Annotated in this window: 17 protein-coding genes and 5 tRNA genes; 12 read left to right on the top strand and 10 right to left on the bottom strand. The window is 65.9% G+C overall.

Annotated features, from left to right (window positions below):
- Nucleotides 1-78 precede the first annotated feature (78 nt).
- A complete protein-coding gene (locus tag EO174_RS19200; protein ID WP_126946729.1) occupies nt 79-498 on the top strand; it encodes a hypothetical protein in 420 nt (139 codons plus the stop codon).
- Between the two features lie 252 nt (nt 499-750).
- On the opposite strand, the gene lpxH is transcribed toward EO174_RS19200, so the two are convergent.
- From lpxH to EO174_RS19160, 8 genes are all read right to left on the bottom strand, one after another.
- Nucleotides 751-1494, bottom strand: a complete 744-nt coding sequence (gene lpxH / locus EO174_RS19195; RefSeq protein ID WP_102583853.1) for a UDP-2,3-diacylglucosamine diphosphatase — start codon at nt 1492-1494, stop codon at nt 751-753.
- Between the two features lie 153 nt (nt 1495-1647).
- Nucleotides 1648-2190, bottom strand: coding sequence for a phosphatase PAP2 family protein (locus EO174_RS19190; RefSeq protein ID WP_104582296.1), 543 nt, complete (start codon nt 2188-2190; stop codon nt 1648-1650).
- The gene (locus EO174_RS19185; RefSeq protein ID WP_126946726.1) at nt 2171-3307 is read right to left on the bottom strand and encodes a glycosyltransferase family 1 protein; all 1137 of its coding nucleotides are present in this window, start codon (nt 3305-3307) and stop codon (nt 2171-2173) included. Before EO174_RS19185 ends, EO174_RS19190 begins: the two co-directional genes overlap by 20 nt.
- 229 nt (nt 3308-3536) lie before the next feature.
- Complete coding sequence (gene ppx / locus EO174_RS19180) at nt 3537-5057, bottom strand: exopolyphosphatase (protein WP_026064255.1); 1521 nt, start codon at nt 5055-5057, stop codon at nt 3537-3539.
- 63 nt (nt 5058-5120) lie between these two features.
- Nucleotides 5121-7223, bottom strand: a complete 2103-nt coding sequence (ppk1, locus tag EO174_RS19175) for a polyphosphate kinase 1 (RefSeq protein WP_104582478.1) — start codon at nt 7221-7223, stop codon at nt 5121-5123.
- A gap of 121 nt (nt 7224-7344) precedes the next feature.
- Complete coding sequence (gene phoR / locus EO174_RS19170) at nt 7345-8673, bottom strand: phosphate regulon sensor histidine kinase PhoR (RefSeq protein WP_164740269.1); 1329 nt, start codon at nt 8671-8673, stop codon at nt 7345-7347.
- Between the two features lie 77 nt (nt 8674-8750).
- Nucleotides 8751-9440: a phosphate regulon transcriptional regulator PhoB gene (gene phoB, locus EO174_RS19165; RefSeq protein WP_104582300.1), complete on the bottom strand. Its 690-nt coding sequence runs from the start codon at nt 9438-9440 to the stop codon at nt 8751-8753.
- A 172-nt stretch (nt 9441-9612) separates the two neighbouring features.
- Nucleotides 9613-11319, bottom strand: a complete 1707-nt coding sequence (locus EO174_RS19160) for a M48 family metalloprotease (protein ID WP_180496891.1) — start codon at nt 11317-11319, stop codon at nt 9613-9615.
- A gap of 88 nt (nt 11320-11407) precedes the next feature.
- Here EO174_RS19160 and grxC point away from each other — a divergent pair, with 88 nt between their 5' ends.
- The 3 genes from grxC (at nt 11408) to EO174_RS19145 (ending at nt 13486) form a co-directional block, all read left to right on the top strand.
- Nucleotides 11408-11716 (top strand): glutaredoxin 3, encoded by a 309-nt coding sequence (grxC, locus tag EO174_RS19155; protein ID WP_104582301.1) that lies wholly within the window; start codon nt 11408-11410, stop codon nt 11714-11716.
- Nucleotides 11713-12108 carry a carboxymuconolactone decarboxylase family protein gene (locus EO174_RS19150; protein WP_126946723.1) on the top strand — a complete coding sequence of 132 codons (396 nt, stop codon included), beginning with the start codon at nt 11713-11715 and terminating at the stop codon, nt 12106-12108. Before grxC ends, EO174_RS19150 begins: the two co-directional genes overlap by 4 nt.
- 370 nt (nt 12109-12478) lie before the next feature.
- Nucleotides 12479-13486 carry an isocitrate dehydrogenase gene (locus tag EO174_RS19145; RefSeq protein ID WP_104532882.1) on the top strand — a complete coding sequence of 336 codons (1008 nt, stop codon included), beginning with the start codon at nt 12479-12481 and terminating at the stop codon, nt 13484-13486.
- 143 nt (nt 13487-13629) lie between these two features.
- Here EO174_RS19145 and EO174_RS19140 read toward each other — a convergent pair whose 3' ends face one another.
- A complete protein-coding gene (locus EO174_RS19140; protein WP_104582303.1) occupies nt 13630-14391 on the bottom strand; it encodes a Bax inhibitor-1/YccA family protein in 762 nt (253 codons plus the stop codon).
- Between the two features lie 152 nt (nt 14392-14543).
- On the opposite strand from EO174_RS19140, the gene EO174_RS19135 reads away from it, so the two are divergent.
- The 5 genes from EO174_RS19135 (at nt 14544) to EO174_RS19115 (ending at nt 15671) form a co-directional block, all read left to right on the top strand.
- Nucleotides 14544-14620 (top strand) — tRNA-Pro (locus EO174_RS19135).
- A gap of 42 nt (nt 14621-14662) precedes the next feature.
- A tRNA-Arg gene (locus tag EO174_RS19130) sits at nt 14663-14739 on the top strand.
- A 31-nt stretch (nt 14740-14770) separates the two neighbouring features.
- Nucleotides 14771-14847: transfer RNA gene (locus EO174_RS19125), tRNA-His, on the top strand.
- Between the two features lie 82 nt (nt 14848-14929).
- Nucleotides 14930-15005: transfer RNA gene (locus EO174_RS19120), tRNA-Lys, on the top strand.
- Between the two features lie 228 nt (nt 15006-15233).
- Nucleotides 15234-15671 carry a hypothetical protein gene (locus EO174_RS19115; protein WP_126946720.1) on the top strand — a complete coding sequence of 146 codons (438 nt, stop codon included), beginning with the start codon at nt 15234-15236 and terminating at the stop codon, nt 15669-15671.
- A gap of 101 nt (nt 15672-15772) precedes the next feature.
- Here EO174_RS19115 and EO174_RS19110 read toward each other — a convergent pair whose 3' ends face one another.
- Entirely contained in the window at nt 15773-17068 is a 1296-nt protein-coding gene (locus EO174_RS19110) for a PAS domain-containing sensor histidine kinase (protein ID WP_119129715.1), read from the bottom strand.
- Between the two features lie 267 nt (nt 17069-17335).
- Here EO174_RS19110 and EO174_RS19105 point away from each other — a divergent pair.
- From EO174_RS19105 to clpP, 3 genes are all read left to right on the top strand, one after another.
- Nucleotides 17336-17420: transfer RNA gene (locus EO174_RS19105), tRNA-Leu, on the top strand.
- A 200-nt stretch (nt 17421-17620) separates the two neighbouring features.
- Complete coding sequence (tig, locus tag EO174_RS19100) at nt 17621-18913, top strand: trigger factor (RefSeq protein ID WP_126946717.1); 1293 nt, start codon at nt 17621-17623, stop codon at nt 18911-18913.
- A gap of 98 nt (nt 18914-19011) precedes the next feature.
- Nucleotides 19012-19638, top strand: a complete 627-nt coding sequence (gene clpP / locus EO174_RS19095) for an ATP-dependent Clp endopeptidase proteolytic subunit ClpP (RefSeq protein WP_002806026.1) — start codon at nt 19012-19014, stop codon at nt 19636-19638.
- Nucleotides 19639-19721: the final 83 nt, after the last annotated feature.

Genomic DNA, 19721 nt, shown 5'->3' with positions numbered 1-19721 from the left:
CTACACGCAGGCGCAGTGATCGCGCAGACTAGAGGCACTGCCGGTTGTCGCCGGCGTGTCCTGCGGAGCGGAGCACCCATGTCCAAGTCCCTGCGTTACGCGGCGCTGTGCCTGGCCGCGCTGGCAGTTGCCGGCTGCAAACAGCAACCTGCCGACCCAGCCCCTGCGCCACCCACACCGGCCGTGTCCGCGCCGGCCGCGCCGACCGGCAACGATGCCCGCGCCCGTGCGCTGCATGTGCTGGAGACCCGGCTGCAGGCTGACCATTTCTATCCGGACAACTGCATCAGCATCGTCGAGGAAGACGACGCTGAGTCCGTAGCGGATGCGTTCGACTTCGCAGTGCGCGAGCGGCATGGCAACGAGTGCCCCGGCGACCCGCAGACCAACCCGGTGCGCGATCGTTTCCGCGTGCAGGCCGATGGCACGGTGCTCTGGTACGACGTGGTCAACGCCGACTTTGTCGACTACGCCGAGCATGCGCGCAGCATGCAGTGATGCCTTGGGATGCTGCATGGACTGTGCGGCTGCGTAACAGCAGCTGGCGCGATCGGGCTTACCGGCAGCGCGTCCAGCTGCGGTTCCTGCGCGGCTAGCAGCACGTCGAGCGTGCGCAGGCCTGATGTCGAAACCACAGCGCGCACCTGCAGACGGAGCGGCCGATGCCAATCGCGGTATCTCGCTTGCACCGTGCTTCCGGGAGAGCGGCCTGCGCCCGCTGTGGCTGCTCGCTAGCTGCGGTCAGCTACGTCAAAGTGTCAGCTGCTCCAGTGAAACGCCGTCGGCATCCACATGTAGCACCGAGCCTTGTTCGTACCAGTCGCCCAGCACGATGCGGGTGCAGGTCTGGCCGCCGGCCTGCAGGGTATGGATCGCAGGGCGATGGGTATGGCCATGGATCAGACGGTCCAGGCCATACCGCACGAAGGTGGTTTCCACCTCGGCCGGGGTGACATCGGTGACGGTCTCGAAGCGCGACTGGTCGCCTTGCTTGAGTTCTGCATGACGTGCCTGGCTGGCAGCGCGTGCCTGCTGCGCGAAGGCGACCCGCGCGGCCAGCGGCTGCGCCAGGAACTGCGCCTGGAAGACCGGATCGCGCGTCTGTGCACGGAACGCCTGGTAGGCGGTGTCGTCGGTACACAGCAGGTCGCCATGCATCAGCAGGGTCGGGTGTCCGTACAAGTCGACCACCGTGGGATCGGGCAGGATGCGGAAGCCGGCGCGTTGCGCGTATGCCTCGCCCACCAGGAAGTCGCGATTGCCCGGCATGAAGAACACCGGCACGCCGCTATCGGCCACCGCATGCAGCGCCACGGCCACCGCATCGGCAGCGGTCGATGGCGTGTCATCGCCGATCCAGGCTTCGAACAGATCGCCGAGGATGTAGAGCGCGTCGCTGCCGGGCACCTGCGTGCGCAGGAAGTCCAGAAACAGCTCGGTGATCGCCGGCCGGGCCGGATCCAGGTGCAGGTCGGAAATGAACAGGGTCGTCATTGCGCCATTGTACGGCGGCAGCGCGGGACGGGAATCGGGAATCGGGAATTGCTGGAGCGTTGCATCGCGGCGCGAGCGCCGGGTGAACGGCCGGCTGGGCGACGAGCGGCATCGGCTTGGTCAGGCAAGCACGGCGATGGCAGATCTCACGCTTTAGCCGAGCAGCGCCGGCACTCCCCACAGCGACAGACTGGCCAGCACCACGCCGATCGCCGTGGCAGCCAGCACATCGCTGGGATAGTGCAGGCCCAGCACCACGCGCGACAGCGCCACGCCGGCCGAAAACGGCACCAGCACCGGTGCCAGCCACGGGTAGTAGGCCACTGCCACGATGCTGAAGGACACCGCGTGCAAGGTGTGGCCGGACGGAAAGCTGAACTCGTCCAGCGGTGCCACCCAGGCGCGGATGCGCACGTCGGCCGCATACGGGCGCGGCCGCCGCGTCCAGCGCTTGAGCGACTTGTACAAGCTCAGCGCGAGCACGCCGGTAGCTGCCATGTGCGCAGAGGCACGGACGCCGTCCATGCCGTCGGCCAGCACCAGCAAGCCCATCAGGCTGTACCAGAACACGCCATCGCCGAGCCGGCTGATGGTGGCGAATGCACGCCGCACCGGGTGGCGCCGGCACCAGTGATTGGCGCGCCGGCACCAGCGCGCTTCGTGACCGCGCAGGAGCTCAAGCCGCGTTGCCGACATAACGCCCCCGTGTCGCGGTGATGCCCATCAGCAAGGCCTCGAAGTCGGACACCACCGTGTCCGGATGCAGTTTCTTCATCGCCTGTGCGGCCGCAGCCCCCAGGCGCCGGCGCAGCGCATCGTCCTCGGTGAGTGCGACGGCGGCCTGGATGAACGCCTCGTCGTTCTCCACAGCCGCACCGCTGTGGCCGTTGCGCAGATACTCGCGCGCGGCGCCGTAGTCGAAGGCGATCGTGGCCACACCGCTGGCCATTGCCTCCAGGGTCACGTTGCCGAAGGTCTCGCTGCGGCTGGGGAACAGGAACAGATCGCCGCTGGCGAAGTGGCGTGCCAACGCCGCGCCGCGCTGGACGCCGCAGAAGAGGAAGTCCGGATTTTCATGCGCGATCTTTTCGCGTGCCGGGCCATCGCCGACCCAGACGAAGCGCGCCTTCGGCCGGATCTGCTGCAACTTGCGGAAGGCGCGGATCGCCAACGGCAGATTCTTTTCGTTGGCGATGCGTCCGACGTAGATCGCCGCGAAGCCTTCGCCTTCGATGCCCCATTCGGCACGCAGGGCCGGATCGCGTCGGGCCGGATCGAACTGCTGGCTGTCCACCGCGCGCGCCAGCAGCTGCACCCGCTCGAAGCCGCCGTCGCGCAGGAACTGCTGCAGCTCGCGCGTGGGCACCAGCGTGGCCTCGGCCTGATTATGGAAGCGGCGCATCCAGCGCAGCGCGGTGCCCTGCAGCCAGGCGGCACCGTAGTCGGGCAGGTACTCGTCGAACCGCGTATGGAAGCCGGTGGCGACCGGGATGCCCAGTCGGCGTGCCGCACGCATCGCCGACCAGCCCAAGGGGCCTTCCGTGGCCACATAGACCGCATCCGGTTGCGTGATCTGCCAATGACGCACGAGGCGTTGTGTTGCCGGTAGCCCGAATTTCAGTCCCGGATAGCGCGGCAGCGATGCACCGCGCACCAGCAGGGCCGTGGCCGCATCCGTATCGCCGCTCTGCCGTGGACGCACCACGTCCACCTGGTGTCCGCGTGCGCGCAGGCCGTTCTCCAGCCCGTGCACGGTCAGCGCAACACCGTTGACTTCGGGGGGATAGGTTTCGGTAACGATCGCGTAGCGCATGCCCGTTCTCCGGTTTTCGCTAGCTTCCGGGAGGGCGATGGCATGGATGTTGCGCCCACAAGTCGCGGCGGTGACAGTGGAGCCGGGAATGGGGAATGGGGAATGGGGAATCGCAAAGGCAGCGTGCTGCACGCGTTTAGCGCAATCGCCACCAGTCAGAACTTCTCAGAGCTCCGTGGTCGACTATTCCCAAATCCCCATTCCCGATTCCCGCCTGAGGCCGCAGGCCTCAGGTCACAAACGGTTTGAACGCGATCCCCAGCCCGGCCATGCTTTCGACTTCGCCGATCAGGTCGGCGCGCAGCAGCGGGCGCGAGTCGATCCAGCTTTGCGACAGGATCAATGACAGGCGGGTGTCATCGGCGGTGAGTTCCAGGGTCGGAATCGGGTCGGATTCGTGCGCGCGATGCAGCAGCACCGCCAGCCGCAGCAGTGCGGCCTTGCGTCGGGTTGGCAGCAGCAACCGATCCGGCAGCGCATCGAACGCGGTCTTGGGCACATTGCGCCGATGCGTGCGCACCAGCGATGCCAGTACCTGCTGCTCCTGCCGCGAGAAACCGGCGATATCCGAGTGCTCCAGGATGTAGCTGCCGTGCACGTGATACTGGCTGTGCGCGATGATCAGCCCCAGCTCGTGCAGGCGGGCGGCGCGGCGCAACACCTGCGCGTCGTCGCCATCCAGCTGCCAGGATTCGCAGACCTGGTCGAACAGGCGGCAGGCCGTGGCCTCCACGCGCTGCGCCTGCACTTCGTCGATGCCGTAACGCTGCACCAGCGAGGCCACCGAGCTGTCGCGCGGGTCGTTCTCGCCGCCGCGGCCGAGCATGTCGTAGAGGATGCCTTCGCGCATCGCCGCCTTGCTGACCATCAGCTTCTCCAGCCCCAGGGCCTGGAACGCCGCTTCCAGCACCAGAATGCCGCCGGCGATGATCGGCCGGCGTTCGGCAGCCAGGCCGGGCAACTGGATGTCCTCGATGCGCTTGGCCTTGAGCAGTTCGTCGCGCAGCGCCGGCAGCGCCTCGGCAGTGATCGCGCCCTTGGTGAGCTTCATCGCCGCACAGATCTCGCCGATGGCCTTGTGCGTGCCCGACGAGCCGATCGCCTCGTGCCAGCCCAGCGCCTTGTACTGATTGGCGAACTGCTGGAACTCGGCGCCGATCTCGGTCAGCGCATCCTTCCATTTCTTCTTCGACAGCTTGCCGCCGGGAAAGAAGCGCCGCGTGCTGGCGATGCAGCCAGCCTGCAGGGACTCGCGTTCCAGGGTCTGGAACCCGCGGCCGATGATGAACTCGGTCGAGCCGCCGCCGATATCGATCACCAGCCGGCGTTGATCGGGCTTGGGCGGTTGCGCATGCGCAACGCCGAGATAGATCAGGCGCGCTTCCTCGCGTCCGCTGACCACTTCGATCGCATGCCCGAGCGCGGTTTCGGCCGGCATCAGAAACGCCTGCGGCGAGCGCAGCTGGCGCACCGTGTTGGTGGCCAGCGCGCGCACGCGCAACGATGGCACTTCGCGGATGCGCTGGCCGAAACGCGCCAGACATTCGAGCGCGCGCTGGCGCGCTTCGTTGGAGATGCCACCTTTGCCATCCAGGCCGTCGGCCATGCGCACGGTTTCGCGCAGGCGATCGACCACACGCAGCTGACCCATCAGGTAGCGCGCAATGACCATGTGGAAGCTGTTGGACCCTAAGTCGATGGCGGCAAGGAAATCGCCATCGCGCAGGGGTGGGATCGTGGGGGAGGGCATTGGCATGGGCGCATGGTAGCCGATGGGCCGTTGGCCCCGTGAGGGGCCGCGCCCGCGCCGCTTTCAGATCCGCTCGAGCAAGGTCATCTGCGCCGAATGTGCCGGCTCGCCAGGGCCGGGGACGCGCTTGTGATAGACGCCTTCGGCATCCAGTTCCCAGGCATTGACGTTGTCGTCCAGGTAGTTCTGCAGCACTTCGCGGTAGACGCGCTTGGCCAGATCCGGATCCAGGATCGGGAAGCAGGTCTCCACGCGGCGCAGCAGGTTGCGTTCCAGCCAGTCGGCGCTGGCGCAGTACAGCTCTGCCGCGCCATCGTTGCCGAACCAGTACACGCGGCTATGTTCCAGGAAGCGCCCCACGATCGAACGCACGCGGATATTGTCGGAGACGCCGGGTACGCCCGGGCGCAGCGTGCACGCGCCGCGCACGATCAGGTCGATCTGCACACCGGCCTGCGAGGCGGTATACAGCGCGCGCACCACCTGCGGCTCGTTGAGGGCATTCATCTTGGCGATGATGCGGCCCGGGCGGCCGTTGCGGGCCAGCCGCGTTTCGCGCTCGATCCGCTTCAACACGCCGGCATGCAGGGTAAAGGGCGACTGCAGCAATTGCTCCAGTTTCATGCGCGGCGCGAGCCCGGACAATTGCTGGAACAGCATGTGCACATCGTTGCCGATTTCCACATCCGCCGTGATCAGGCTGATGTCGGTGTACAGGCGCGCGGTGCCGCTGTGGTAGTTGCCGGTGCCCAGGTGCACATAGCGTTTGAGCTTGCGTCCCTCGCGGCGCACGATCAGCAGCATCTTGGCGTGGGTCTTGAAGCCGACCACGCCGTACACCACCTGCACGCCGGCTTCCTGCAGCTTGTCGGCCAGGCCCAGGTTGGCCTCTTCGTCGAAGCGCGCGCGCAGCTCCACCACCACGGTGACGTCCTTGCCGTTGCGCGCGGCCAGGATCAGCGCATCGACGATCAACGAGTCCTTGCCGGTGCGGTACAGCGTCTGCTTGATCGCCAGCACGTTCGGGTCGACCGCGGCCTGACGGATCACGTCCAGTACCGCGGTAAACGCATCGAAGGGGTGGTGCAACAACACATCGCCCTTGCTGACGATCTGGAAGATGCCGTCGGTATCACGCAAGGTGCGCGGATTGAACAGCGGATATTTCAGTTCGGGGCGCTGCACCAGGTCGTAGACCTGGATGACGCGGCTCAGATTGACCGGCCCGACAATGCGATACACCGCGTTTTCGTTCAGGCCGAAGTTCTGCAGCAAGGTGCGCATGATCGGCGCCGGGCAGTCGTGCGCGATCTCCAGGCGCACCGCCGGGCGATAGCCGCGCGTGACCAGTTCGTCGCGCAAGGCCAACGCCAGGTTCTCGACTTCTTCCTCGTCCACCACCAGTTCGGAGTTGCGGGTGACGCGGAACTGATACGAGCCCTTGACCTGCATGCCCGGGAACAGCTCGTCGACGAACTCGGACAGCACCGAGGACAGGAACACGAAGCTCTGCGCGCCCTCCGGCGACAGGCTCGCCGGCAGCTGGATGATGCGCGGTAACGACCGCGGCGCACGCACGATGGCCAGATGACCGGCGCGCCCGAATGCGTCCTGGCCCTCCAGCACCACCACGATGTTCAAGGTCTTGTTGAGGATCTTGGGAAACGGATGCGCCGGGTCCAGACCCAGCGGCGACAGCACCGGCATGATCTCGTTGCGGAAATAGGCCCGTAGCCAGCGTTTCTGACGCGAATTCCAGGTCGAGCGCCCAAGTACCGCCACGCCGGCCGTCTCCATCGCCGGGCGCAGCACCTCGTTCCACACGTGGTACTGCTGCTCGACCAATTTGGCCGCGCGGTCGTGCACCGCGTTGAGGATGGCCGTCGGGCTTAACCCGTCCGGTGCCGGCGGCAGGCCGAATTCCTGCGCATGCCGCACGGTGGCCGCGCGGATTTCGAAGAACTCATCCAGATTGGTGCAGGAAATGCACAGGAAGCGCAGCCGTTCCAGCAACGGCACCTGGTCGTCCATCGCCTGTGCCAGCACCCGGAAGTTGAAGTCCAGCTGCGACAGTTCCCGGTTGATGTACAGCGACGGATCGCGCAGCGGATCGGTGGCGACGTCTTCGGAAGGGGTGATGTCGTGCAAGTGTTTGGCGTGGCCCATGGAATCGGTCATCAAGACGGAGATGGTGTGCGGCGTGACAGCGCGCCGGTCGCAGCGCAGGCAATGCAGCGCGTCCGGCGCGCGGGCATCGCACCGCGTTGCGGCGCGCACCCCCTACATATCACGCCGAACGTGACAGTGGCAGGGACTGATCGCGCTGTACGACGCGCGCAGCGACAAAATGACATGAGAATTCGCTGCCGCGTCCGACTTCGCTTTCGATTTCCAGGCGCGCCTGGTGCAGTCCCAGGATGTGCTTGACGATCGACAGCCCCAGCCCGGTGCCGCCGCTCTCGCGCGAGCGGCTGCTGGACACGCGATAGAAGCGCTCGGTGATGCGTGGCAGGTGCGAGGCGGGAATGCCGTAGCCGGTGTCGCGTACCGCCAGGGCTGCGCCATCGCCCTCGCGCACGAAGCGGATCGTCACCGTGCCACCGCCGGGCGTGTAGCGCACCGCATTGGTGACCAGGTTGGAGAAGGCGCTATGCAGTTCCTTGTTGGAGCCGAGCAGGTCCACGCCGGCCTCGTCCAGCACGTTTACCGTGTGGCGACCCTGGCTGTGCGCTTCGGCCTCGCGACGCAGGGTCGACAGCATCGGCGCCATCGCCACGTGCTCCTCGCCGAGTTCTTCCTGCGATTCCAGCCGCGACAGCGTCAGCAGGTCCTCGACCAGCTGCGCCATGCGCTGCGACTGCTTGCGCATCTCGGCCAGCATCGGGCCGGCATCGGGAAAGTCTTCCGGGTCGAGCATGTCCAGGTAGCCATGCACCACCGTCAATGGCGTACGCAGTTCGTGCGAGACGTTGGCCACGAAGTCGCGGCGCACCTGCTCCAGCCGCAGCAGCTTGCTGACATCGCGCGCCACCAGCAGCCAGTAATCGTCGGAGTAGGGAATCAGGCGCAGGTTCAGGCGCAGGTCCGGATCCACCGGCGAGGCGGCGTCGAGCATGGGTTCGGCGTTGCGGCCGGCCGCCAGCCAGTGCGCCAGCGGCAACGGCTGCAGCCGCTCCACCACCGACACGCCCATGTCGCCCGGATGATGCAGGCCGAGCAGCCCGCCCGCGGCCCGGTTGAACCACTGCACGCGCTGGCTGTTGCGATCCACCACCACCACCGCATCCGGCAGCGCCTGTGCGGCGGCGCGATAAGTTCGCAGCATTTCGATCAGGCGACGCTTGCGCCCGCGCATCTCGGCCTGGCTGCGATACAGCAGGCGGTCCAGTTCGTTCCAGGCCCCGATCCCGGCGGCGGGTTCGGCGCGCTGCCGGGCGGTCAGGCGACGCAGCACCTGGCGCAGCCGCCAGTAATGCCAGGCCAGCACGCCCAGGGCGGTCAGCGTCAGCGCCATCCACACATGCTCGATCAGCACGCCGACCAGCACGGCAGCGCCCAGCAACAGCGCGAGGGTGCCGAGCGTCTTGAGCCAGGCGGAACGGATATGTCGAGGCATGGAAGGCGTTACCACCGGGCGTCAGATGGGCGTGCGAGCCGGCCGGCCTGCGTGGCCGGCCGGCTGTGCGGCAACCACTAGGTTGCCGAAGAGAAACGGTAGCCCGAGCCACGCACGGTCTGCACCATGTTTTCCAGGCCGAACGGTTCCAGCGTCTTGCGCAGGCGGCGGATATGCACGTCGATGGTGCGCTCTTCCACGTACACGCTGCCGCCCCAGACATGGTCCAGCAGCTGGGTGCGCGTGTACACGCGCTCGGGATGTGTCATGAAAAAGTGCAGCAGGCGGTATTCGGTCGGGCCGATCGGCACCGGCGCGTCGCCGGCAAACACCCGGTGCGCGGCGCCGTCGATGCGCAGGCGGCCCACCGACACGCTGCCGTCTTCGTCGTCCTCGCGGGTGCGCCGCATCACCGCACGGATGCGCGCCAGCAACTCGCGCGCCGAGAACGGCTTGACCACGTAATCGTCGACCCCGGCTTCCAGGCCACCGACGCGGTCGTTCTCTTCGCCGCGCGCGGTCAGCATGATGATCGGAATCTCGCGGGTCAGCTGTTCCTTGCGCCAGCGCCGCGCCAGATCCAGCCCGCTGGTGCCCGGCAGCATCCAGTCCAGCAGGATCAGGTCCGGCACACGGTCGGCAATGGCGGTCTGCGCCTCGCGGGCATCGCCGGCATGGATGGGTTCGAACTCGCCTTTGCGCAGCGCGAACGCCACCATGTCGCGAATCGCGGGTTCGTCATCGACGATCAGAATGCGTTTTTGCACGCGGGGCTTACCGTCTGGCTTTGGTGATCGCCAGTAGACTACGGTTTTGTGACTCTAATGTGACATGCGCGGTGACCAGGCCCTCGGCGACAGCGGCTTGCACCGGGGGCCGGCGCAGTGCGGGACGTCTAGGCACACGCCGGGATGACCGTTGCGCCAACCGTCACAAGCGCTAGCGGGTCGACAGATCCGGGTCGCGAATCCCTTGCCGGCGCAGTTCCAGCACGCTCGGGGTGATCGCCGCGATGCGCGCATCCACCCGAGCCCGTGTCACATAGTCGAGATCTTTCTTCTTCAGCGCTTCCAGCTGGATCAGCGCCTGTTCCGGGCGTCCGTTCAGATACGCAGATTCGGCATAGGCCTCGCTGGCGCGCAGATGGTCGCCGGACAGCTCGCAGGCGCGTGCGTAGGTCTGTTGCAATAAGGCATCCTCGCTACTGCGATGCAGCAGCGGTTCCAGCACCTGACGCGCGCGCTGGCCGGACTCCTTGCTGGCCTGCTCGTTGAGCGCGCCGGCGTAGGTCAGCGCCACCGCGCGGTTGTTCGGCAGTTGCTTGAGCAGCGCGTCGAAGCGGGCATTGGCCACCTCGCGCTGGCCCACCCGCGCCTGCGCCTCGCTCAGGCCCAGCGTCAGCCATAAATTATCCGGGTGCGCCTCCAGCAGGCTGGTCAGTTCGGCCACCGGTTCGCTCGGCCGGCCGCCGCTATTGCGCAGGCGCGCCAGCGCCAGGCCGTAGCGCTGGGCATCGGTCAGGCCATGCTTGTTGCTGCGACGCAGGGTCTCGTATTCGCGGATGGCCGCATCCGGCGTGGTCGCACTGAGTACGCGCAGGCGCTCCTTGGCCCAGTCGAAGTTCTGCTGGTCGTCGCCGCGGCTCAGTGCATCCACCGGCAGCCGCAGCGCATAGGGAAGGATCGCGTTGCCGTTGCGGCTCAGCGGCTCGGACAGCGACGGGTCGGCCGGGTCCACCCGTTCCTGGCGCGTTCCGCCCGGTACCGAGGTGGTCAGCACCACGGTGTTCTTCTTCATCTGTTCGGCGCGCGCCTTGGCCTCGCTGATGCGCGTGACCGTGACCGGGTGGGTCTGCAGGAAGTCGGGCGCGCTGTAGCCGCCCTCGTTGGCGCGCATTGCCACCGACATGCGTTCGAAGAAGCCGGCCATTGCATCCACGTCGTAGCCGCTGCGCACCAGCGTGCGGATACCCAGCCGGTCGGCCTCCGATTCGTTGGAGCGGGTGTAGTCGATCTGGCGTTGCTGCATCAGCCCCATCGCGCTGGTGATGCCGGCCATGGTGGCATCGCCCTTGGAATTGCCGCCGGCCTGCTGCGCGGCGACCACCGCTGCCAGCATGCCCAGCAGGATCGGGATCTGGTCGCGCTGGGCCCGCTCCACCCCACGCAGCACGTGCTGCTGGGTGACGTGGGCGATTTCGTGCGACAGCACCGCGGCCACTTCGTCCTCGCGCTCGGCGGTCAACACCAGCCCCGCATTGACCGCGATATAGCCGCCCAGCGTGGCGAAGGCGTTGATCTGGCGGTCGCGCAGCATGAAGAACGTAAACGGCTGCTGCGGCTGGTCGCTGTTGGCGCCAAGCCGGGTCCCCATGGTCTGCAGCCAGTCGGTGATCAGCGGGTCGTCCAGCACGTAGTCGTAGTTGCGCAACTCGGCCAGCATCATCTTGCCGTACTCGGCCTGGCGCGCCGGGGTCAGCAGCTCGCCGGCGGACGAGCCGATGTCGGGCAGGCGGTTTTCCTGCGCGGGTGCCACGCCCATGGCAACGGCCAGCGTGAGGGCAGTGGCGAGCGGTAGCAGGCGCAAGTGGAACTCCCAGGTAATGCGCGGAGCATGCGGGCAGCACGGCGCGATGGCGTGAATCATCGGTTAATCCACAGTGTTGCGGTGACGACATGGAAATTCCAGTCGCCCGGTACCATTGTCAGACCTCAGACCAACCGCGGAGTTTCCCGTGAGCCAAGACCCCAATGTGCAGGATGCGGCCGCCGGCCCGCAGATCACCCTGTATTCCTCTGCGATCTGCCCGTACTGCGTGGCGGCCAAGAACTTCCTCAAGAGCAAGGGCCGGACCTGGACCGAGGTGCGCATCGACCTGGACCCGGCCGAGCGCAACAAGATGGTCGCGCTGGCCAAGCGCACCAGCGTGCCGCAGATCTTCGTCGGCGACGTCCATGTGGGCGGCTACGACGACATGATGGCCATGCACCGGGCCGGCAAGCTCGAACCGTTGCTGGCCGGCACTGCAGGCGGCCAGGCATGAGTGAGCATGACGGCGGCAGCGACGACCGTCTGCGCGAGTTCACCGCATTTCGCCAGCGCATGAACCAGCGCATCCTGGCCGAGCCCAACCAGGTGGTGCGCCGGTTCTTTGCGCTGGACACCCAGACTTACCAGGCCGGCGCGCTGGACGTGAAGACCAAGGAGCTGCTCGGTCTGGTCGCCTCGATGGTGCTGCGCTGCGACGACTGCATCAGCTACCACGTCGCCCAGTGCAAGGAAGCCGGCGTGACCCGCGAAGAGTTCTTCGAGACCTTCTCGGTCGGCCTGGTGGTTGGCGGCTCCATCGTCATCCCGCATCTGCGTCGCGCGGTGGATTTCCTCGACCAGCTCGAGGGCGGCGCCCAGGCACCGGCGCAGCACGCGCACGATTGATGTGTCGAGCGGGAGTCGGGAGTGGTGATTCGGGATTCGTAAAAGCGGGCGCGCGCGTGCTGCCCTAGTCGGCGGCACAGACTTTGTGCGCTCTGGTTGTCCGGTGCCGGCCGTAGGCTAGGGCGGTGCGTCCAGAGCGCCTCCACACGCTGGACCCTGGTGCGCCTGGAGGCTGCGGGCGCGCACTGCGGTTGTCTGATGCCACTGACTGCACCGGGTTTCCGCAGCAGTCATCCGGGCCGCTCTTAGACCAAGGTCGGTTTGGGCGCCTTCACCGGCATCGGGCATAATTGCCTGTGAAACCTCCTTGCGCCGCTCTGCCGGGTATTGCGGCTGGCGCTCCCCCCTTCAAGTTCGGAAACCCAACGTTATGACGCAGACAATCACGGTCATCCGCGGCGACGGTATTGGCCCGGAGATCATGGATGCCACGCTGTTCGTGCTCGACGCGCTGCAGGCTGGCCTGACCTACGAGTACGCCGACGCTGGCCTGGTCGCGCTGGAAAAGCACGGCGATCTGCTGCCCGAGTCCACCCTGGCCTCGATCACCAAGAACAAGGTGGCCCTGAAGAGCCCGCTGACCACGCCGGTCGGCGAGGGCTTCAGCTCGATCAACGTGGCCATGCGTCGCAAGTTCGACCTGTATGCCAACGTGCGTCCGGCCAAGTCGTTCCCCAACACCAAGTCGCGTTTCGCCGATGGCGTGGACCTGATCACGGTGCGCGAGAACACCGAGGGTGCCTACCTGAGCGAGGGCCAGACCGTATCCGAGGATGGCGAGACCGCGTTCTCCGGCGCCCGCGTCACCCGCAAGGGCTCAGAGCGCATCGTGCGCTACGCCTTCGACCTGGCGCGCGCCACCGGTCGCAAGAAGGTCACCGCGGTGCACAAGGCCAACATCATCAAGTCGACCTCGGGCCTGTTCCTGAAGGTGGCACGCGACGTGGCCGCGCAGTACCCGGAAATCGAGTTCCAGGAAATGATCGTCGACAACACCTGCATGCAGCTGGTGATGCGTCCGGAACAGTTCGACATCATCGTGACCACCAACCTGTTCGGCGACATCATCTCCGACCTGTGTGCCGGCCTGGTCGGCGGCCTGGGCCTGGCCCCGGGCGCCAACATCGGTGTGGACGCGGCGATCTTCGAGGCCGTGCACGGCTCGGCGCCGGACATCGCAGGGCAGGGCAAGGCCAACCCGTGCGCACTGCTGCTGGGTGCCGCGCAGATGCTGGACCACATCGGTCAGCCGCAGAACGCCGAGCGCCTGCGCGAAGCGATCGTGGCCACCCTGGAAGCCAAGGATGCGCTGACCCCCGACCTGGGCGGCACCGGCAACACCATGGGCTTCGCCAAGGCCATCGCCAGCCGCCTCTGAGCGCGCCGGTAGGTCGCACAAGAGAAAGGGCGCCGACGGCGCCCTTTCTTTTTGCTGGAAGCGGGTTGCTTGAAGCCAGTGTCACGCCATCAGGCGAAGGGGTCGCTGTTGCGATTCCCCACTTCCGATTCCCGATTTTCCACTCAGTTACGCGACTGCAGCTTCGACAGCAAGCGCAGGAACTCGATGTACAGCCACACCAGCGTGACCATCAGGCCGAACGCGCCGTACCACTCCATGTGCTTGGGCGCGCCGTGTTCGACGCCGCTTTCGATGAAGTCGAAGTCCAGCACCAGGTTCAGCGCGGCCACCACGACCACGAACAGGCTGAAGCCGATCCCGATCAGGCCAGAGTCGTGGATGAAGGGAATGCGCACGCCGAAAAAGCCCAGCACGATGGTCGCCAGATACACCAGCGCAATGCCGCCGGTAGCCGCCACCACGCCCAGCTTGAAGTTCTCGGTGGCCTTGATCATGCCGCTGCGGTAGGCGAACAGCAGCGCGAACATGGTGCCGAAGGTCAGCAACACCGCCTGGAACACGATGCCGTTGAAACGCGCCTCGTACACCGCCGAGATCGAACCCAGGAAGAAGCCTTCCACCAGCGCATACAGCGGCGCGGTGACCGGGGCCCAGGTCGGCTTGAAGCTGGTCGCCAGTGCGAATACCAGTCCGCCGATCGCGCCGGCGATCATGTACAGGCGTGCTGCCGGTAGCGGCATGCCATCGGCGCCGATCGATTGCGACCAGGCGAAGGCGGCAGTGAGTACCGCCATCAGCAATAGCAGGCCGGTCTTGTTGACGGTACCGTTGAGGGTCATCGCCTGACCGTCGCGCGTGACCACCGCGCCGGAGCCCAGGTCGAGGAAGGTGGATTCCCGAAGGGCGGGATTGCCGCTACGCATGCGTATTCTCCATGAATGTAGGTGCCTGCCGACTTGGCGAGCAATGGGTGTGAGGATACCGGATCGTCCAATTTACACAGAGTGATTGACAGCAAGGCCAATCATTCCCAAAATAGCCGACCTTTCCAGCCTTCGGGATTGAAAGGTCCCGCCGGGGTATAGCGCAGTCTGGTAGCGCGCCTGCTTTGGGAGCAGGATGTCGGGGGTTCGAATCCCTCTACCCCGACCATTCCGAGCTCTTGACGGCGTGGGAATGCGAAGTTCGGTCCGGGCGCCCGTAGCTCAACCGGATAGAGCACCGGCCTTCTAAGCCGGCGGTTACAGGTTCGAGTCCTGTCGGGCGCGCCATCGGCGGTGCGGTAGGAAGTAGGTTTCAGTGGTGGCTGTAGCTCAGCTGGTTAGAGTACTGGATTGTGATTCCAGATGTCGGGGGTTCGAGTCCCCTCAGCCACCCCACTGATTGCAGGAAAGTTGGACCCGATGCGTCGCGGGTGTTGCAACGAGGCAAAAACGCGCATACAATGTGCGACCAGTTTCAGGGCCGTTAGCTCAGTTGGTAGAGCAGTTGACTCTTAATCAATAGGTCCAAGGTTCGAATCCTTGACGGCCCACCAAACAAAAGCACTTAGGCAGCAGCCTAGGTGCTTTTCTTTTTGTGCTGCGGAAAGCGATGGTGCAGGGATTGGCTGCAGCGTCGTCGTCGTCTCGGTCGGTGGCCGCGCAACCACAGTGACCCTACCGACTCGGTGCGATGGATTGCCTGCGTCAGGTGCGCAATCGCCATCGACGGCCGTCCCCGCCCGGATGAACGCACGCGAATGAGGACTGATGTGTCTGGAGTAATGCGGCATTCCATCCTGGGCCAGATCGGCGTCTTCGCGATCGTCGGTCCCCCGCTGGGTGGGCTGCTGGGCCTGGTGCGGTGGAGCCGGCTCGATCTGCAGACCGTGTTGACGATCGTCGCCTGGTCGTATGCGCTGGTGCTGCCGGTGATTGCCTGTGCTGCCGCGGGATGGCTATGCGCGCGCACATGCGCCTGGCGGTACCGCGGGCGCCGGCCCAACCCCTTGGTCCACATCGGCATCGGTGCCTCGAGCGGTCTGCTCTCGGCCGGGGTGATGGTGCTGCTGCTGGCGATCATCGGCGGCTGGTCGTGGCTGTCCGATCGCGCGGTGATGCTGACGCTGCTGCAGTGTGGGCTGGCGGCAGGCAGTGCCTGCGCCGCGATCGTCTGGCTGATGTGGTCGCGCCTGACAGTGTCTCCCCGGGCCGGGGGATAGGCCGCCAGCGCTCCCCAGGATGCGCAGGAAGACGTTCCCTGTTGCGTCGGACGGCGCTGCAATGCGCAAGGCAGCTGCAGACAACGGCAGTCGTGGTCGCCTTACGGCAATGCAGCGGGCGCGGGCGGCTGGCTTTGCTGCATGCGCGGAAATGCCAGCGTAAAACACGCGCCCTGGCCGGGCGCCGAGGTCACTTCGACAAAGCCGCCCGCCTGGCAGACCGCGCTGTACACCTGCGCCAGCCCCAGGCCCGCGCCTTTGTCGGCATCCTTGGTGGTGAAATACGCTTCGAACAGATGCGCCTGCACGTGTGCATCCATGCCATGCCCGTTGTCGGCCACGGCAATGGTGACGTAGTGCCCGGCCGGCCTGGCCAGGTTGGCCTGTTCCTCGGCGACCACGGTGTCGCCGGTCTCCACGCGGATGACGTCGCCCCGTCGGCAGGCATCGCGGGAGTTGATCACCAGGTTCAAGATGGCGCGTTCCACCGTGTGGCGATCGACCATGGCGCAGCATCCGCCTTCGGCGGTGCGCAGCTGCAGTTGCAGGTCTGCGCCGATCACCTGTTCGAGCAGGGGGCCGAGCTGTTCGGTCAGGGCGGCCAGATCCACCGATTCCGGGCTATACGGATACTGCCGGGAAAAGCCGACCAGACGCTGGGCCATGACCGAGCCATGTTGAAGCGCCGCATCGGCCACGCCCAACAGCTTGGCGTCGTGCGCGTCGATCCTGGCGCGCCGTACCACCAGGTCGATGGCCGAGGTGGCCGCCTGCAGGACGTTGTTCAAATCGTGCACGACGCCGGCCAGCAGCTGTCCCACCGCTTCGCCTTTTTGCGCCTGCTCGGAAATCTTTTCGGCAGCGCCTTGCGCGGCGCGCGCGATGTCCAGATCGCCTTCGATGCGCTCTTGCAGGTCGCGCAGGCTGTGCAGCTCGGTCGACAGCGAATGTTCGCGCGCGCGTGCCAGCCGCAGCGCGCCGTTGGAGAACGCGCGCTCTGCCGCCAGGGTCGAATCCAGCGTGCGGAAGGCGATCTCCAGCGCTCGGCGGTCGGAGATGTTCTTGCTCACGGCCAGGATCGCTTCGACCTTGCCAAGCGCATCGAACAGCGGGCTGGTGACGACCTGCCAGATCTGGCGCACGCCGGCGAAGTTCACGCTGGCAGCTTCGAATTCCTGGATCGAACCGGCGCGGGAGCCGGCGATCGCCGCGTCCACCAGCTCGGCCGCTTCCGGTGGCCACAGCTCGCGCCATGGCCGCGCGATCAGCTGATCCTGGTGGCTGGCACCCAATTCGGTCAGGCCATTGACGTTGATCGCGGTAATCCGCCCGTCGAGGTCGATCTCCTTAATGCAATCGCGGGACAGCGCCACGATTTGCCGATACCGATCTCTCATCGCGATGACTGCCTCTCAGGTGTTAACGGAATTTTAGCTAATCTCAGCTTTACCCAACGCTAGCGGAGCAAACCAGGGGCGCGCGCAGGTGATGCCTCGCATAATGAATGCGTTTACCGTCGGCGCGCCGGGTGGGGCATCGGCAGGGGTCAGTTTGCCCGCACCGGCAGGCGGCATCCATTCGCGGCCAGTGGGCGGCATCATTACGCCCGCGATGCTTTTTCTTTGCCGGCATCCCTGCAACAATGGCTGGGCAACTGCAGCATCGCGAAAGTGGCGGAATTGGTAGACGCACCAGATTTAGGTTCTGACGCCGCAAGGCGTGGGGGTTCGAGTCCCCCCTTTCGCACCATGCAGTGCGGCCGTGTGTCGTCCGGCCGCTTTCAGCCATAGGCCTGGCGCCTCTGCCTTGCGCGCTGCGGTGACGCGTATTCCGCTGGCAGCGGCCGCCATTATCGGCGAAACTACAAGGCTCGGCGGCTTTCTCGCCATCCGTCAACCCGCATCTTCCATCTCGTGCCGACGCTTGTGCAGTCGGTGGCAGGAGTCAACATGCAAGCATCGATCGAATCCACCGGCAATCTGGAACGCCGCCTGACCTTCACCCTGCCGCAGGAGCGCCTGGAGACGCACGTCGGTGGCCGCCTGCGCGAACTCGCGCGCACCACGCGCATCAAGGGTTTCCGCCCGGGCAAGGTGCCCACCAAGGTCATCGAGCAGCGCTTCGGTCAGCAGGTGCGTGCCGAGGCGATGGAAGGCCTGCTGCGTGAGACCTTCGACTCGGCAGTCCGCGAGCATTCGCTGCGCCTGGCCGGCAATCCGCGCATCGATCAGGGCGAGAGCGATTTCGACTTCGTCGCCACCTTCGAAGTGGTGCCGGATTTCGGTGATATCGACGTGGCCAAGCTGTCGGTGGTGCGTCATACCGCCGAGGTGACCGATGCCGACATCGACCAGATGATCGAGAACCTGCGCCTGCAGCGCCGCACCTGGAGCCCGGTCGAGCGTGGCGCGCAGGTCGGTGATCTGGTGGCGCTGGAGACCTGGTCGCAGGCCGGCGACGAGCGTCTGCCCGCCGAAGGCGTGGAGACCGGCAGCAGCGTGCTGGGCTCGGGCGTGATGTTCGACCAGATCGAAAAGGGCCTGGAAGGTCTGGCCAAGGGCGAAGACAAGACCCTGACCATCGACTTCCCGGCCGAGTGGCGCGTGCCCCAGCTGGCCGGCAAGACCGTGCAGGTGCACGTCAAGGCGGTCGAGGTCTCCGAGCCGGTGCTGCCGGTGGTGGACAAGGAGTTCATCAAGAGCTTCGGCGTGAAGAGTGGCGATGCCGAGCAGTTCCGCGCCGACATCCGCACCAACCTGGAGCGCGAGCTCAAGGGCGCGCTGATGAACCGCCTGCGTCGCGAAGTGGGCGAGCAGCTGATCGCCGCCTATGCGCACGTGGAAATGCCGCCGCGTCTGGTCGAGAACGAAGCCCGTTCGATGCTGGCACAGCAGGTCGAGCAGGTCCGCCGCAGCGGCCGCGACCCGGGCGAGATCCCCGCCGATGCCCATCAGGGGTTCATGGATGCGGCGGCCAAGCGCGTGCTGGTCGGTCTGCTGGTGGGCGAGGTGGCCCGTCGCAACGAGCTGCGCCTGGAATCCAAGCGCGTCAGCGAAACGCTGCGTCTGATCGCCTCGACCTACGAAGAGCCGGAACAGGTCATTGAGATGTACCGCAACGACCCCCAACTGATGAGTGGACTGCAGAGCCGTGTCATGGAAGAGCAGGTGATCGACTGGATCGCCGAGCGCGCCCAGCACACCGAGCAGTCGCTGTCGTTCCAGGACGCCATTCGGGTCTAAGGTAAGCGACCGCGTGACACCAACCCGCATCCCGATGGCTGGGATGCGGATGTCAAACCCGGGCATCGGCGCACGCCGCTGCCACTACAGGAAGACTGATGAGCATTGTGACCAAAGCCCTGAACCTGGTGCCGATGGTGGTCGAACAGACCAGCCGCGGCGAGCGTGCGTATGACATCTACTCGCGTCTGCTGAAGGAGCGTCTGATCTTCCTGGTCGGTCCGATCGACGACCACATGGCCAACGTGATCGTGGCCCAGTTGCTGTTCCTGGAAGCCGACAACCCGGAAAAGGACATCAGCATCTACATCAACTCGCCAGGCGGCGTGGTCACTGCCGGCATGGCGATCTACGACACCATGCAATACATCAAGCCGGACGTGAGCACCATCTGCGTCGGCCAGGCCGCCTCGATGGGCGCGCTGCTGCTGGCATCGGGTGCGGCCGGCAAGCGCTATGCGCTGCCGAATTCGCGCGTGATGATCCACCAGCCGCTGGGTGGCTTCCAGGGCCAGGCCACCGATATCGACATCCACGCGCGCGAGATCCTGACCTTGCGTTCGCGCCTGAACGAGATCCTGGCCAAGCACACCGGCCAGTCCCTGGAGACCATTGCGCGCGACACCGAGCGCGACAACTTCAAGAGTGCGGTCGATGCGCAGGCCTATGGCCTGGTCGACCAGGTGCTGGAACGCCGTCCGGAAGAGTCGATCCAGCCGTCTTGATCGCCAGATTGCTGAAATTGCAGGAAAAACCGGCAGGGTCGGGCTGGGCGGATGTCCTCCCGACCCTGTGCTATTCTCGAAAT

Origin of the sequence: Xanthomonas sp. BRIP62418 (assembly GCF_003993495.1) — a bacterium.
Taxonomy (GTDB): Bacteria; Pseudomonadota; Gammaproteobacteria; order Xanthomonadales; family Xanthomonadaceae; genus Xanthomonas; species Xanthomonas euroxanthea.
The sequence above is the reverse complement of the archived record's forward strand: the minus strand, read 5'-3'. Positions and strand labels throughout refer to the sequence as shown.

What these genes read in the sequence shown, in the direction of transcription:
- EO174_RS19145 (WP_104532882.1), top strand. Translation starts at nt 12,479, where the DNA reads ATGACGCAGACAATCACGGTCATCCGCGGCGACGGTATTGGCCCGGAG.
- EO174_RS19200 (WP_126946729.1), top strand. Translation starts at nt 79, where the DNA reads ATGTCCAAGTCCCTGCGTTACGCGGCGCTGTGCCTGGCCGCGCTGGCA.
- EO174_RS19110 (WP_119129715.1), bottom strand. Translation starts at nt 17,068, where the DNA reads ATGAGAGATCGGTATCGGCAAATCGTGGCGCTGTCCCGCGATTGCATT.
- phoR (WP_164740269.1), bottom strand. Translation starts at nt 8,673, where the DNA reads ATGCCTCGACATATCCGTTCCGCCTGGCTCAAGACGCTCGGCACCCTC.
- EO174_RS19115 (WP_126946720.1), top strand. Translation starts at nt 15,234, where the DNA reads ATGCGGCATTCCATCCTGGGCCAGATCGGCGTCTTCGCGATCGTCGGT.
- EO174_RS19190 (WP_104582296.1), bottom strand. Translation starts at nt 2,190, where the DNA reads ATGTCGGCAACGCGGCTTGAGCTCCTGCGCGGTCACGAAGCGCGCTGG.
- EO174_RS19140 (WP_104582303.1), bottom strand. Translation starts at nt 14,391, where the DNA reads ATGCGTAGCGGCAATCCCGCCCTTCGGGAATCCACCTTCCTCGACCTG.
- EO174_RS19160 (WP_180496891.1), bottom strand. Translation starts at nt 11,319, where the DNA reads ATGATTCACGCCATCGCGCCGTGCTGCCCGCATGCTCCGCGCATTACC.
- lpxH (WP_102583853.1), bottom strand. Translation starts at nt 1,494, where the DNA reads ATGACGACCCTGTTCATTTCCGACCTGCACCTGGATCCGGCCCGGCCG.
- tig (WP_126946717.1), top strand. Translation starts at nt 17,621, where the DNA reads ATGCAAGCATCGATCGAATCCACCGGCAATCTGGAACGCCGCCTGACC.
- EO174_RS19185 (WP_126946726.1), bottom strand. Translation starts at nt 3,307, where the DNA reads ATGCGCTACGCGATCGTTACCGAAACCTATCCCCCCGAAGTCAACGGT.
- ppk1 (WP_104582478.1), bottom strand. Translation starts at nt 7,223, where the DNA reads ATGGGCCACGCCAAACACTTGCACGACATCACCCCTTCCGAAGACGTC.
- EO174_RS19150 (WP_126946723.1), top strand. Translation starts at nt 11,713, where the DNA reads ATGAGTGAGCATGACGGCGGCAGCGACGACCGTCTGCGCGAGTTCACC.
- clpP (WP_002806026.1), top strand. Translation starts at nt 19,012, where the DNA reads ATGAGCATTGTGACCAAAGCCCTGAACCTGGTGCCGATGGTGGTCGAA.
- ppx (WP_026064255.1), bottom strand. Translation starts at nt 5,057, where the DNA reads ATGCCCTCCCCCACGATCCCACCCCTGCGCGATGGCGATTTCCTTGCC.